Annotated in this window: 7 protein-coding genes and 1 pseudogene; 3 read left to right on the top strand and 5 right to left on the bottom strand. The window is 56.1% G+C overall.

The window, feature by feature from the left end; genetic code table 11:
• Nucleotides 1-45 precede the first annotated feature (45 nt).
• From IE224_RS19615 to IE224_RS19605, 3 genes are all read right to left on the bottom strand, one after another.
• Nucleotides 46-237, bottom strand: coding sequence for a hypothetical protein (locus tag IE224_RS19615; RefSeq protein WP_191313075.1), 192 nt, complete (start codon nt 235-237; stop codon nt 46-48).
• Nucleotides 238-441: 204 nt separating this feature from the next.
• The gene (locus IE224_RS19610) at nt 442-3,792 is read right to left on the bottom strand and encodes a caspase family protein (protein ID WP_191313073.1); all 3,351 of its coding nucleotides are present in this window, start codon (nt 3,790-3,792) and stop codon (nt 442-444) included.
• 40 nt (nt 3,793-3,832) lie between these two features.
• Nucleotides 3,833-6,031, bottom strand: coding sequence for a C1 family peptidase (locus IE224_RS19605; RefSeq protein ID WP_191313071.1), 2,199 nt, complete (start codon nt 6,029-6,031; stop codon nt 3,833-3,835).
• Between the two features lie 921 nt (nt 6,032-6,952).
• On the opposite strand from IE224_RS19605, the gene IE224_RS19600 reads away from it, so the two are divergent.
• Entirely contained in the window at nt 6,953-10,072 is a 3,120-nt protein-coding gene (locus IE224_RS19600; RefSeq protein WP_191313069.1) for a type 2 periplasmic-binding domain-containing protein, read from the top strand.
• A 522-nt stretch (nt 10,073-10,594) separates the two neighbouring features.
• A complete protein-coding gene (gene gst, locus IE224_RS19595; protein ID WP_191313067.1) occupies nt 10,595-11,272 on the top strand; it encodes a glutathione transferase, Atu5508 family in 678 nt (225 codons plus the stop codon).
• Between the two features lie 165 nt (nt 11,273-11,437).
• Here gst and IE224_RS19590 read toward each other — a convergent pair whose 3' ends face one another.
• On the bottom strand, nt 11,438-12,085 hold the full coding sequence (locus IE224_RS19590) for an AbiU2 domain-containing protein (protein WP_229849477.1): 648 nt from the start codon (nt 12,083-12,085) through the stop codon (nt 11,438-11,440).
• Nucleotides 12,086-12,143: 58 nt separating this feature from the next.
• The gene (locus IE224_RS19585; protein ID WP_229849476.1) at nt 12,144-12,680 is read right to left on the bottom strand and encodes a poly-gamma-glutamate hydrolase family protein; all 537 of its coding nucleotides are present in this window, start codon (nt 12,678-12,680) and stop codon (nt 12,144-12,146) included.
• A gap of 121 nt (nt 12,681-12,801) precedes the next feature.
• On the opposite strand from IE224_RS19585, the pseudogene IE224_RS19580 reads away from it, so the two are divergent.
• Nucleotides 12,802-13,654: pseudogene (locus IE224_RS19580) on the top strand (IS3 family transposase); the annotation flags it as partial.
• Between the last annotated feature and the right edge of the window lie 80 nt (nt 13,655-13,734).

The raw sequence follows: 13,734 nt of genomic DNA, 5'->3' as shown, positions 1-13,734 counted from the left end.
GCTGGAACGGGTGGTCGGATGGTCGTGGAATGGCCGGTCGGATGTTCATGGAATGTGTGGTCGGATCACCGTGGTGCGCGCACCGAAGCCCTGCCCGGGAACAGTTGGCCCTGCTTGCCATGCTGTGAAGGTCTCGTCCCAGGGTATGATCAGCTGGCCACCCCGCATGAACAGGACAAACAGAAACGTGCCGCGTGCGATCAGTTCAAGAAGCGGAGTCTCGAGCTGGGCGGACATGGCTTATTCTCCGTTTCAGGTCTCGCAACCCCAACCTAGTCCGAAGATTGGCGGTAGCCGCCACCTTACCCGCGGACGCGCGGCTCGCGCTACGCCAGGGGCTCTGTGCGCGACCTCCTACACCATGTCCTGGACACTATCGCCACGAATGGAGCTGGGTCGGTTTCCAAAAGGCGGGCCAAGGCATTCCCGACGGCGCATCCTTTACCTCAACGGAATATCCGCAAGAAGCAACCGACGATCTTGACCCAGTTGCTTTTGCACTACGTCGCGGATCTCCGAATAAAGCCTTGGTATCAGCGTCAGCTTGCCCGCGCTGATCCAGTAGTCAATCGATGATTCACCCCAACTTATGAACAAGACATTCTTGCGGCTGTCCCGGACACGATGGTGAAAGGCGCCAAGGGCCAGCGATACGACCTCTCCGGCGGCTTCGGCGGCACCTACCTGGAAATGGCCACCCTCGGCCACGGTCGAGGACAGGTCAAAAAGCCTGATCGTGGGTGACTCAGTTCCCAGGGCCTTCAGCCCATTGAGGGCTGCCTGGATGACCGTGAACTGGTTTCCAGTTGCAACAGAGGCCAGCATTTGCAGGATAGCAGTGTCGAAGGAGGCGTTGTTGTGCAGTTGTTCTTGCCGCAGCTTGGGCCGGGCTTCGGTGATCCAGCCCAGAAGGGTGAGGATCTCTAGGTACTTCTCGAACCAGGCCTCGATATCTGCTACCGGGTCTACTGCGGCGTCGGCCGCCCGCTGAGCAAATAGCAGCGAAAGAAGGACATCCTCTTTCTGCTGGGGCGTCAGGTTGTTGACGAATGACACGACGCCCGAACCCGCCACCGCTGCACCAAGCCTTTGCTGCTCTAGAGCTAGCTCCGGCTCGGTTGAACCACCGGGAACCGGCGGCGGATCGCGGAAAGCCGAACGGGTCTTGGCCGCCTGCGACCGTGTGCGGCTAAGGGTCATAGCCGCCACAGCCTTTCTGCGATCATCCCCGGACCTTGTCCCTCCGGTACCGGACTGAAGATCGCCCCATGTCGCATCATGGCCACGGGAATCGATATGCACAAAGCTGTCGTAAAGGCCAATGCCCCCGTTGAACAGCCGTTCCCGGTCGCGCATCCTCAACAGTTCTTCGGCCAGCTTCCGAGGCGTGGCGGAGGGCGATGTGATGTCGAGCGCGTTGAAGCGTAGATGCTGGCTGCTTCGCGCCCCTCCCACCGCAGCGTTATACGCGCTGCTGCGATAGGCGTTGCTGATCGTGACAGCTCCGCCAATCCGGCGGCGAAGTTCATCAACCATGCGGGCGGTATTGACGATGTTGGGCCAGAGCTCTTGCGGCGGGGGGCTATTCAAGCCAAAACCAGGCGCGCCCGGTCGGACATGGGCTGAGCCCAGAACCAAGAACTCAGCCGGTTTCAAATGGTGCAGGCCAAGCGCGCCGATAAAGCGGTCAAACTCGGTGCGCGCGGCCCACCTAGTCCCCGTTCCGGCAACCATATCCCTTGGATCCACGCCATCCAACGGATCATTTTCATTGCCCTCAGTGGCGATTAGGACGTCCGCTGGGCTTTCCGTCATCTGGTGTGACGAGGCCGACGCTGGGGCCGTGTGGGGCCTTGCCCCGGCTGCCGTAGCCGCACTTCCGGCCGGCGAGAACGGTCTCTGCACAAGGAAGGCAAGATCCTTCGCACCGGTTTCGTAGAGCTTGGGCAACTGATCCGGGTTGGCCATTGTTTCTGAGATCTGCCGATGGAATTCGCTATAGGTTCCTTGAAATCGACCGTTGCCCCAGACCTTCAGCAAAGCTCCGGTAAAGGCGCCATATTGCGTTCCATCCTGCGCCAACTGATTGTCTTGGCAAGCGCTGATGCTGACAACCGATGCGGTCACCGGCGGTATCGACGACCGCAGCGTCGCTGCCTCGCCGAAGTCATGATATTCGCGTGCATGGTCGCGGTATCGAGCGTCATTTTCCGCCAGCACGCGTGCCTGAACCTGGTCAGGCATGAACCTGAACTGCACCGGCTCCAGTATAATCTTCGGCGCTGAACGCGGGCGGATCAAGGCTTCTACCTCTTCAGGGCTCAGAAAGGAACGCCGGGTCATCGTACCCGAATGACAGGTATCGGGGATCATCAGGATCCGAACCCCAGGGGCGAAGCTGCTCCATAGTCGGTAGATGTTGTCGTCGACCAGAGGCATGTCCCAGAGGGCCAAGGCCTCGTCCATTGGCTGGTCACCGTCATCTGTTTCGTCGCGGTTATAGTCGCGGACCTGCATCCCGTGACATGATACCGACCACAGGAACATGTCGCCTTCCCGAAGCTCGGTCGCCGCGGCTTTTACGGCTGCAACCACTGCGTCATGAGTCGCTTCCCGGTCGATCAAGGTCTGCGCGTCAAAGCCCTGCGCCTGAGCGAGCCCGGCCATTGCCTGGGCGTCGTTCACACAGGCTCGAAGCGCGCCGTCCCAGCCGCTGTATGCGGCCGGATTAACGAAGTTAAGTCCAAGGTGAAGCGATCGGGTTCTCACGGCCTTACCCGTCAGGGCGGGTGCCGCCACCAGACCTGCGATAGCCTCAGTGTCGGCCGAGACCGCGAATGGCCCGGCAATCGATCGGACCGGATCGACCACTCGGTTGGCTGCTTTGTTGATCTCGCGCGCGAACTTTTTAGCAACCAAGCGATAGCCTTCGTTCGACGGGTGCAGTTCGTCATGCCACTGGTGGTCGGCGACTGTTCCGCGCAAGTCGAGATAGGTCACGCCCGGAACCCGCCGGACCACCCGGCGAAGACCGATATTGAAGATGTCCACCATGTGAACGGCGATTTGCCGCTGCAGTTTGGGGTTGAGAATGTTGCGCTTTGCCATCGGCTTGCCCAGCCACTTTCCTGCGGCCGGAATAGGATAATCATAGCCGTGGCAGATGATATGGACATGCGGAAAGGCGTTGCGGACCTCGGTAAAGATCCGTTCGTAATAGCCGAAGGCACGGTCCAGCAGATCCGGGAAGGACGGCTTGAGGTAATCGGTAGGCTTCAGATCGACGTCATAGTCTTCAAGATAGTCCTGAAGCGATCCGCCGGCGACAAGATCATTGCCGCCTCCGGATAGCAGCAGGATACCGGCGCCAGTCTCGGCCACGGCATCAAGATATTCTCGCTTTCGCGCCATGTCTTCCAAAAGATCGCCGGCGGCGCTGACGCAGAAGATGGCGCAACTGTCCGAAAGCCAATCGATTGTGTCACGCAGAAGGAAGGGGTATTGCCACCAGCTGTCGCCCTCGGCCACCACAAGGGGACCATTGTAGCCCTTGGCGATCATGGCGTAATAGCGGCCGGCCCGCCGCCGCCGTTCCAGCCAGTTTCCGGCGTTGACCAATCCTGCTGAGCGCGTTGGCCCAAGATCGGGTGGGATATCGACTGTCTGTGGGTTTAGCCGCATCTCGGGGTTGAAAGGTCCCGAACGCGCTTCGTCATGGATGAAATAGGGGCTGAGATCCGCTTCGGGATCGGCCGCTAGCCGGTTCAGTTCCTCGAGCGTAACTTTTGACATGGAAGCTGGTTTCCCTTCGGTAAAATGGCACTCGTCAACGTCAAGTCAGTTGCGCAGCATGGTCCCGGATATCGGCCAGAAGTGCCGCTTCGATATCGGGGTGTAGAGAGAGCGTCAGTTGATCGACCGGTCCTTGCCCTAAAGGCGCCTTGGCGGGGGCATGAATCTCTGTCACCGCGCTGCCTCCCGCACCCTGGAGCAGGCGTTTTGCAGCAGCCATACCGAGAAGGACCGGCGGCTCGGGCCGCTCGTGGGAGCCGAAATGGCCCATGAAGGACCGCGCGACCAGGTGCAGCACGGACCGGTTATAGCTGCCGACGTGTAGCCGCCGTTCCAGCCCTGCGTTGGGAAGCAGGATGCGGCCGGGCGGGCGACCTACACCCGAGACCTTTCCTGCGCGACGAGGACCGTGCAGGCTGGGGATGTCGTCTTTTAGCAGCACTTGGGGTTTCGATACAGCCTGCCAGTTGCGGTTCACCTGGTCCAGGAACGGAAGTAGCCGGGGCGCGGCCGAGGCGCGGCCGGCTAGCCGGTTGTGCGGTCTGACAAGGATTGCGGGCAGGACCAGAGCGGCGGTGGTCGTCAATCTGGCAAGGGCCTCAATGCCGCCGGGAAAATCTGCCGCAAGTCGCTCTAGAAGCGAGTCAAGAAGCAGGGCGCCTGCGCCCTCGGCCACGACATGAACCTGACGGTGATGGTCCACGGCTTGACGAAACACCTCGCGTACGACCTTCAGTGCAGGACCCTGTTGATCCGCGCCGATGCCTTCGGCCGACCGACGTGCCGCTCCTTCGATGTCACGCCAGAAGGCCCGGCCCAGACCCTGCGCCCGCTCCTCGATCAGTTCGGCCAGATGGGCGGCGCCCTGACCAGCCTTTGCCTCGCAATCGAGAAAGACTCCGGCCAGAACTTCGGTCGCGTGCTGTGCGAAGTCGTTGCACCAAAATACGCTAATAGCATAAAGGTCCTGCTCCTCGAGCCACTTCTTGCGCGCCACCGCAAGCCTGAATGCTTGTTCCAGCGGCTCAAGACTGCCGGGAAACCACAGCACGACGCCCCGATGCAGGTGTTTTCCGGATTGCGAGCGGCCGGTTCTTGCACGCTCGCGCAAAAGATCCAGAGTCCGAGCGGTGATCCGGTCATCGGAAGGATAGGCGCTGCGTTCGACATAGCATCCGTCATCCAGATGCAGGTAATGGCCTAGAAGTTCGTGGCAGGGCAGGGAACCTGCCTGCACCGGACCATAGAAGCGGCTTTGCCCCTGTTCGCCAACCGTCAGGTCAAAGACCTGCGGAGCAGGCACCCCAAGTCGCAGCACCCATGCATCAACGACATTCTGTGCCCAGTCACGATAGGTCCACAAGCGGATGCCGGGCCGGCCACCAAAGCCGCCCCAGGCATTGCCCCAGCTGTTCAGCACCAGAAAGCCTTCCTGGTTGTATCCAACCAAGACAAAGGCATGGGCGCCCTTGTCGGCTAGAAGATCTTCTGACCAAGGGATCCGCCCGTCAGTCTCCGGCAGGAACCAACTGGACGTCATGTTCGCTGAAACAAGAACTGCGCGGGCATCATTCAAAGCCGCGTGGTAGTCGTTCAGGACCGGACGCAACCGATAGTAGGCGCCCAAGCTAACATCCCGTGCGGCCTTTGCCTGTTCGATGGTCAAAAACTTGGGTTCATCATCCTTGTCATCCGTCAAGCTTGGCCATGCCCCGGCCAGAACTTCGTCTGAGTCAGGACAGGCCCCGTGATGGTAAAAGCCCTTGATGACCGACCGAAGTGTCCGCACGCCGCCGCCACTCTGCACCTCGGACGACAGCGACAAGCGCCCGTCCTCGCGCTGTTCATAGCGGTCATGGAAGCGGGCCATGTGGTAAAGCATGTCGGCACTAATTCGTGCTTGAGGCGGGATAGGTCGTCCCTCGGCTGCCTGGATACGGCGTTGGATGTCAATCAGGTTGGCAAGCGCATAGCCGACGCAGCGGCCCGTAGGACCCTGGTTGCGCAGGCCGAAGACAGGCGGTTCGTTGATGGCGGGAAACGCGCAGTAGGGCGGGTCAATGTTACCGCGTAAGATCGACAGCGGCGCGGAAAAAAACTGGTCGCGATTATCTACCCAGTCCCGATCGACTCCGTGAACAAGATAGGCTTGCAGACGGGGATCAATGTCAATCATCCGCTGCCCATCCATCCTTTCCCCTTTCACGTAAAAGAGTAGCTTGTAGGGAAATGCTACCATATTATTATGAAAACAATAGGCCCTTGATTACTTAACGTATCACATGCGTATCTTTATAAAACAAGAACATGATTATTGAATGCTTCATCTTCCAAGATTCAGAGTCGCGCAGATCCCGCCATAACCTGCTGCGACTAACATCCATGCGATTGTAGCCATCAAAAGATGAAGCAAGACGCTACTAAGATACAACAAAAACGATTCGGCCTGATTCTAAGAGACCTATCAGAGGCGAACCTATCCGCTTACCCGAGAACGACACCTGATCATCTCGTACGACTGGCCCTCTAGGGAAAACGCGCTCACCGCTCCTATTTGCTGCATATCAATCTAGAAGCACAGCTAACCCGCTGCCATGATCAACGTTAGGTTCCTGGCTCTCAGAGATCAAAAATCTGCGAGTCAGAGCAGAGGCAAACTCCAGAGTCCTCAAGAGCAGACGCTTTCTGCTCTCGAATCAGGCGGCCACAGTTCACTACATCTACTTATTCAAAAATAAGAGAATCTTGCAAATAGTTGTAAATACTGTGACTTTTTTATATGAACGGAATTTAGTACCGAAATAAACAATGAATTATCAGGGGCTTTCTAGAGAACGATGACCCTGATCTACTTCGTGAAGGAACCAAGAATATCATAGTTTAATCAATAAGTTATACGACAGCAGCTCGATTAATATTGTATTTGTATTATATGATATTTTGCCTTATTGTGGGTCTACCCATGTGGAGGTGACCATGCGCTATCTTCTTATTATGGCTCTACTTGCTATTACACTTTCTGCATCAATTCAGCCCAATCCGACTGCGGCCGGAGCTCCGTGCAACCCGAACGTGCAGACCTGCTGAAAAGCGTTCTTCTGCGGCCTATCCGCATCGAACTCTGCAGCAAAGTTGCAATGTAGGAGAGGATTTTAGTACAATGTGGCCCAACGGTGTTCCGGGGTCATTGTGGAATTATGACCGTACAGTCACTGGTCCTTCTAATGAACGAATTTTACCGCTATCGAACTCACCAGTCAGTGGCGAATTCGTATTATACTTCATAATTGGGCTGTTAGTGGTTTGGCTTTACGCGTGGAACCGGTTTAACCGCCGTAGCTACAATCCATCGCCTTTCGATTATGAGGTACTGCGGGAATTGCAGCCTGCGCAGATGCGTGACACAATGTTAATGCATCGCGCCTTTATGCTGTATGCCTTAATCATCTCGCTTCTTTATGCCAGCTTTACCTTCTTTGGCGGCTTAATTCTCAAGATTACAAACTCTATGCCTTCGGTTGGTCCTGTGGATATAGACCAAGCTCTGCTGAAAAGTCCGCAATGGCCGCTGATGCTGGCGTTTGGCCTGACGGGGCTGACCCAGTTGATCGGACCCCTGGACCAACTCGAAAGGTCTCTGCGCGGGCACGTCCACCGATCTCTTGGTATTCCGACCCGCATTAGAGAGTATACCAGACAACTGATCGTACAGCAGCTTGATGAAATTCATCATGAAGCTAGGGAGCTTGAAGGGCAGGACCAAGCAACCGGTACCATTGCATCGGCGATTAATAAACTGTCTAGCAACCATGTGACACGCTTGCAGCAGTGGGCATACGACGAAATCGCCCAAACTTATGGCGTCGAGGATGTTCTGGCCAAATTGATCCTGTTGTGGCGTATGATCGACAACCTTCGTAATCCTCGCTGGCCGCGTGAAAATGTTCGCGACGAGATGCGCCTGCTGGTGTCGCAGCAGTTGCAGAAAGCAACCGCTGCGGCGATCTATTTGTCAGAACTACTAGGGAGTCTGCCGAACATCGAGCCGGCCAGAGAGGACGACCAACCGCATCGCACTCACCAGGAGCAGCAGCTCATCACTGCCGTTGAAAGCATGGAACGCCATCTTTTTGAGATCGGCGCGATCCATGCTGTTTATGCGCAACGCGACCGCGACTACAGGCGAGTAGGAGACATAAAAATCCGGAAATCTCTAGAGGCCGTGTTCCTGAGCGAAGGTTATGGCCCGCCGGTGGGTCAGCTTATCTGCTGTGCATTGGTGCTGTTTGTAGGCTACTTTGCATCAATCAGCATGCTCAATCAGAAGCTGATAACCGAAATGCCGGTTAATTTCTGGACCAAGGGCATTAGTGCGACCTATGAAACGGTGCGTACATTGTGCATCTTTGTCTTTCCTGTGCTAGTTGCCATCTACGTAAGCTCATCAGAGCCGGGAGAGCAAGGTCTTATGCAATCCCTTGCCGAAGATGAAACCATAGAACAGGGTAAGGCAGCTACGTGGCCGGGTTCTGGAAGTATTATGGCCGCTTCTATGTGGGCCGGGCTTACTAGTTTAGCTCTGATGATATTGGTTGCGATGCTCTTTACTTGGCTTGTGGCTCGTAATAGCGAACAATTCACTGAATTATTGTTGGGGCGGTTTAATGCAACAGGGGGAACTCCCAACCTTGCCTACTTCATGGCCTTTGTGCCGCTTTCCACTGTCGTTGCAGCATCTGTGGTAACAGCGCGCCGTTTACATAAAGATCCCGAGCACATCGCTGCGATGGTCTTAGTAGCCGTGGTGGCAGCGCTTGGAATGTTGATTGCTTCCGTAGTAATAGAGACTAAAACTAGTAGATGTTTCGAAGACCGACCGGAATGCGTCGCAGACCATTTTACAGATATGGTTGCCGCATTTATAGCCGTGATGTTTCTATCACAGAAGGTGACGTCAGGCCGGGTGCCTTCAACCGCTGTTATCGTTGTAGTAATGTGCCTATCTATCAACTTAGGAACACCTGTTCATGCTCAAGATTCCCCAGACCCTGAAGGTCCTAAGCAACTGAAGAAAGCGCAGCATGATCAAGACCCCAATATTGGATCTAAAAATTCCCCAAATGGGGGACTGACTCCCTCCGGAAAGCTTAACACAACTACCAATCAAGTCGGCAGCCCCAGTGAGACAACTATCCCATCTGATTTTTCGATAGTCGTAGGGTTTCGTACAGATGCCGCACCCTTTTCTTATCTGGACAACACCGGGGGAATTCCTCGATTTCAAGGCTATTTAGCTGATCTTTGTTATGAAATCTTTGCAGGAAGCCGTTACAAGGTGACTAGCGTTCCAGTTAGTGTTTCCACGCGCTTCGAGCGCCTCCGGCCCGATGAAAGTAGCAAGGAAAGTGACGATAGAACAACTGCCCAAGTTTTGGCTATAGCTCCCGAAGATATGGTTGATGTGCTTTGTGATCCAGTCACGGTCCGATATGACAACATCAGCAGATGGAAAAACGGAATTTTTTCTCCAATAGTTTTTGCTACAGGCGTCACTTATCTTGAGCGAACAGGATCAGGTGCTACAATTACATCAGATGTACAAATTGGCTATGTCAGAGACACAACCGCTAGCGCAGTGGCGAAAGACATATGCGAAAATATGATCGCCAATGACCGTGCCGCAAAATGCGTAAAGGAAACCGTGGTTAGGGAAAAAAATTGGGTGCGCTGTGGCGCCGAAAACAAAAGAAATTCTTCAGAAGAGAAGAAGTCATCCGGGCTATTTCAACGATTCTGGTCAAGATTGAATAGTCGTTCTAATAACAACGACGTTTACTATTTTCCATGTGCTTTCGATAATCATAATTTTCTTATTGAATGGTTTTGTAGCGCTAGAAGTAACAATCGCCTATTTTACCTTGGAGATCGTGAAATCATTCTTAGGAAGTGGCAAGATTATCGGGCCTTAAACCCATCTTGCACAGCCGAGGTCAACGCTCCGCTATTTACCTATGAACCTTATGCGCTACTAATCACCAAAGCCAATCCGGACCTCGTGCAATTCGTTCAACGGCGCGTGTACCAGATCTTCTCCGACACAAGCAAAGCGCGGGCAATGTTCGCCGCTACTTTTCCGGAATACCAGATGTCTTCCTCGCTAGCTTATCTATATCTTTTAAATGGCGTAGACGAAGAGCGTGCGTTGAACAGCCCTGACTGTGACAATCCAATCGATAATTGCATCGAAGGCGTGATAATGGATGGTCCGCCTAACAGGTGAGTCTTTTGGGCCTCATGTGCGACCGCGACAACCACTATGCTCTGGTCGGCGGTCAGGTTTCAGCTTTCTATAAGACATGCTCTCTTTGGGACAATTCTACATAGCACCTAAAAACGGCCGTTTGTGAAGCGTTGCAAAGCAGGGCTCTTCCGGGTCGGGTCACGCGAAGGATGCAGCATTTCTTGGTGCTGCTACTGTCTGCAGGTTTAGCTCCTCCTGCAGGTTGCCTGCGCCAGCTAAGGAGTTCGTTCCTGAATAGCAGCGCTGCTTAAAGGGCCGATGCTGTAAACCGCATTGTAAGAATAAATGGCGGATATGGGGCAGGCGGACCTGCATCGTTGATCTTGAGGAGGGCAGGGGGAGCGGGGTTGTCAACGGCATCGAAGCTGGCCCTTTGTTCCAAGCGCTCACAGCAGCCGGGATCGGATGACGGTGCTATCACGTTTACGATCACCTGGCACTCGTTGCGGTGTCTCAGCCGAACGCCGGCAGGTCAGCTCTACCCGACAAGGACTGCCGACGATGTCCGACTTCACCCTCTACTACTGGCCAGTGCCATTTCGCGGCGAGTTCGTCCGGGCCATTCTTGCGCATGTTGGCGCCTCGGTGGACGAACCCGGCAGTGACGCGATCAGTGACATGATGAGCATGGACCCTCGGAACCAACCGGTGCCGCACATGGCATCGCCGATGCTGGTGGACAATGGCTCCGGCAAGGCCATGGCTGAAATGCCAGCAATTTGCTTCTGGCTGAGCGAACGGTTTGACCTTCTTCCGCCCGATCCGCATCTGAGAGCCATAACCCTGAAGATCGTGAGCGACGCCAATGATGTCCTGGATGAGATGACGCTCAGTGGTGGCAAGGCAATGTGGACTGAGGCATCCTGGGCGGACTATCTCGTGCGCCTGCGCCGCTGGATGGCGATCTGGGAAGCGATGGCGGAGCAGGACCTTCTTCCCGAGCAGCCGATCGGACTGGCGCAGATCGTGACGGCAACGCTGTGGGGAACCATGACCAAGCAGCTGCCGGAGCTTCGCGCGTTTCTCGCAGCAGAAGCCCCGCAAGTTGCCGGGCTGACGTCCCGCATCCGGTCACACGGCGCTCTTGCCGGCCAAGCGGAGGAAAGCCGCCGCCGTTTCGGACAAGCTTGGTGTGGCGGCGAGATCGAGAAATCACTACGCAGGGTCCTGCGAGGGTAGGGATTGCGTAGCTTGACGCGAAGGGCCCATCAGAGACATTGGAGCACGCAGCAGCGAATGCAACTGCAGCAAGCGCAGTAGGCCCATAGTTGCCGGTCGGCCGTCGTGAACGCTGCAAGGCAGCGTTGGCGGAACTGCCCTCAGCCCTGAACATCGGCTATTGGATCAGTCTAGCTGCCCCGGAAAGTTTTTTCGACGGCCAGTCTCCAGATTACGCACCATGTTGTCGATGCCAATTGTATAGAACTCGCCTACGCTGATGGCGGCGCTCCCCTTCAACTCCAACTGGTGCTCGGTGATCACCCCGATCACGGCATTAACCAGCCCGATCACATCGTCTGCATCCAGTGGATAGTCGATGTAGATACGCGCGGGATCCTTGAAGTACCGTTTGTCGAGATGAGCAAAAAACTTGTCACGGCGACTCATGATTGCATTTATCGTCTTGCGCCGCGCTTCCAGCTCATTGATCTGTTTTTCCAAGACCTCCACCTCAGGGGGGCCGGATTTCCATGTGATGTTTGATCGATTCTTCGTACAGAAGTCGAGGAATGCAAACAAGCTTCCGTCTGCTCGGCGTGGATCCTCCAGCAGCCGTGCCGTTGCAAGATGCAGGTCGGTCTCGACCGAAAAGAGCAAGGGATGGAGAAGCGGCTCGATCTCCCAGAGCCGGACCCCATGCCTGCTGTGCTGCCGGGTAAGCTCGCGGTAGACGGCTAGCTTGGGCACGAGGCCCGGCGGCTCTGTGCCTTGGATGAGCGCGACATAGCTGAAAAGCCGCTCTTCATAGTTCGCTTGGATCTGGGCCTTCAAGGTCTCTCCTATTTCCGACACCGCAGCTTGCTTGTTGCACTTCGCGGAAAAAATCGGCTCATCCCGAAGGGCCCGCAATGAGCTGCTCAGGTGGCGCAAGACTGCCGGACAGAGTTTCGAACGGCTTCGCAGAACGATTGCAGCAGTCTGCATCGGTTGTCAGCCTTGTGCGCAGCCGTGGAGAGAGCTCCAGTTGCACACCCATGCCAGACCGTGTGCGGTTACAAATGTTTGCCTCATCAAGCCCCGGAAGCCGTTGGTTGATCTCCGCGCCGAAGCCAGCTTCTTGTAGTGAGATTCTGACAGCTTCGCGTAGGCGGGTGTCGCGACCACCTAACCAAACCGCGTCTGTCCCATCACGCCGCCGCCCATGGACAGCAATTGAGGTCGAAGACTTGCCGACAAGCTCTATGGCCGAAGGCTCATCGAAACGATGGGAGGTAATGTGATAATGGCCGTGAGGCCCGTTTCGTAGGGCTTCAAAAGCGTAAAACGATAAATCGGTTCCCGCAATTGCCCCGGCTATTTCAGATGTATTTGGTTCGATCCATCCGCCGTGCGGTGCGAGTATAACCACCTCTGAGCCACGATCCAAGGCTCGGATGCGATAGTCGATGCCGAGGCGCTCGCTATCGGCAAGCTCGATAAAGGATTGGACCTGCCCCGGTTTCGTTCCGGTCTTCTGAGAGCGATGCTCTCACCAAAGGAGACAGGATATGGCAGCGACACACGGCGACGAGTTCAAGCGGGATGCGGTTCGCATCGCGCTCACCAGCGGCCTGACGAGACGTCAGGTTGCGTCTGATCTTGGGGTTGGGCTTTCGACGCTCGGCAAGTGGATACGGGCGATTTCCGATGAGGCGAAGGTGCCTGACCGGGACGCCGATCTTCTGCGCGAGAATGAACGGCTGCGGAAAGAGAACCGTATATTGCGCGAGGAGAGGGAAGTATTAAAAAAGGCGGCTCAGTTCTTCGCGGCTCAAAAGCCGTGAGGTTTCAGTTCATTGCCAGCTATCGGGGCAGCCTTTCGCGCAGCCATCTCTGTCGCATGATGGGCGTAACGGATCGTGGGTTGCGCGCGTGGCTGCGCAGGCCCCCGTCCATCCGTCAGCGGCGCGACATGGTGATCCTGGCGCATATCCGCGAACAGCATCGGCTGAGCCTGGGCAGCTACGGCAGGCCGCGGATGACCGAGGAGCTGAACGAGCTGGGCCTGCGGGTCGGACAGCGTCGGGTAGGCCGTCTGATGCGCCAGAACGGCATCCGCATCATCCGCAGCGAGCGGCGTTCAAGCGCACCACCGACAGCGATCACGCCTTCAACATCGCGCCGAACCTCTTGCAACAGGACTTTTCGGCGAGTGCCCCGAACCAGAAGTGGGCGGGCGACATCACCTACATCTGGACGCGTGAGGGCTGGGTTTATCTGGCCGTCATCATCGACCTGTTCTCGAGGCGCGTGATTGGCTGGGCTATCAGCAACCGGATGAAACAGGATCTGGCGATCAGGGCGCTGAACATGGCTGTTGCCCTGCGCCGCCCGCCACCAGGCTGTATTCACCACACGGATAGTCAGAAGATGGTTGCCAGTTCTTGGGCGGCCTGACTCTCACAGCGATAGACCGTCTGGTAAGCTGGCGCCGCAAGGCG

Origin of the sequence: Paracoccus aerius (assembly GCF_014656455.1) — a bacterium.
Lineage (GTDB): Bacteria > Pseudomonadota > Alphaproteobacteria > Rhodobacterales > Rhodobacteraceae > Paracoccus > Paracoccus aerius.
This window is presented reverse-complemented; position numbering and strand designations above follow the sequence as displayed.

What these genes read in the sequence shown, in the direction of transcription:
- IE224_RS19610 (WP_191313073.1), bottom strand. Translation starts at nt 3,792, where the DNA reads ATGTCAAAAGTTACGCTCGAGGAACTGAACCGGCTAGCGGCCGATCCC.
- IE224_RS19600 (WP_191313069.1), top strand. Translation starts at nt 6,953, where the DNA reads ATGTGGCCCAACGGTGTTCCGGGGTCATTGTGGAATTATGACCGTACA.
- gst (WP_191313067.1), top strand. Translation starts at nt 10,595, where the DNA reads ATGTCCGACTTCACCCTCTACTACTGGCCAGTGCCATTTCGCGGCGAG.
- IE224_RS19615 (WP_191313075.1), bottom strand. Translation starts at nt 237, where the DNA reads ATGTCCGCCCAGCTCGAGACTCCGCTTCTTGAACTGATCGCACGCGGC.
- IE224_RS19605 (WP_191313071.1), bottom strand. Translation starts at nt 6,031, where the DNA reads ATGGTAGCATTTCCCTACAAGCTACTCTTTTACGTGAAAGGGGAAAGG.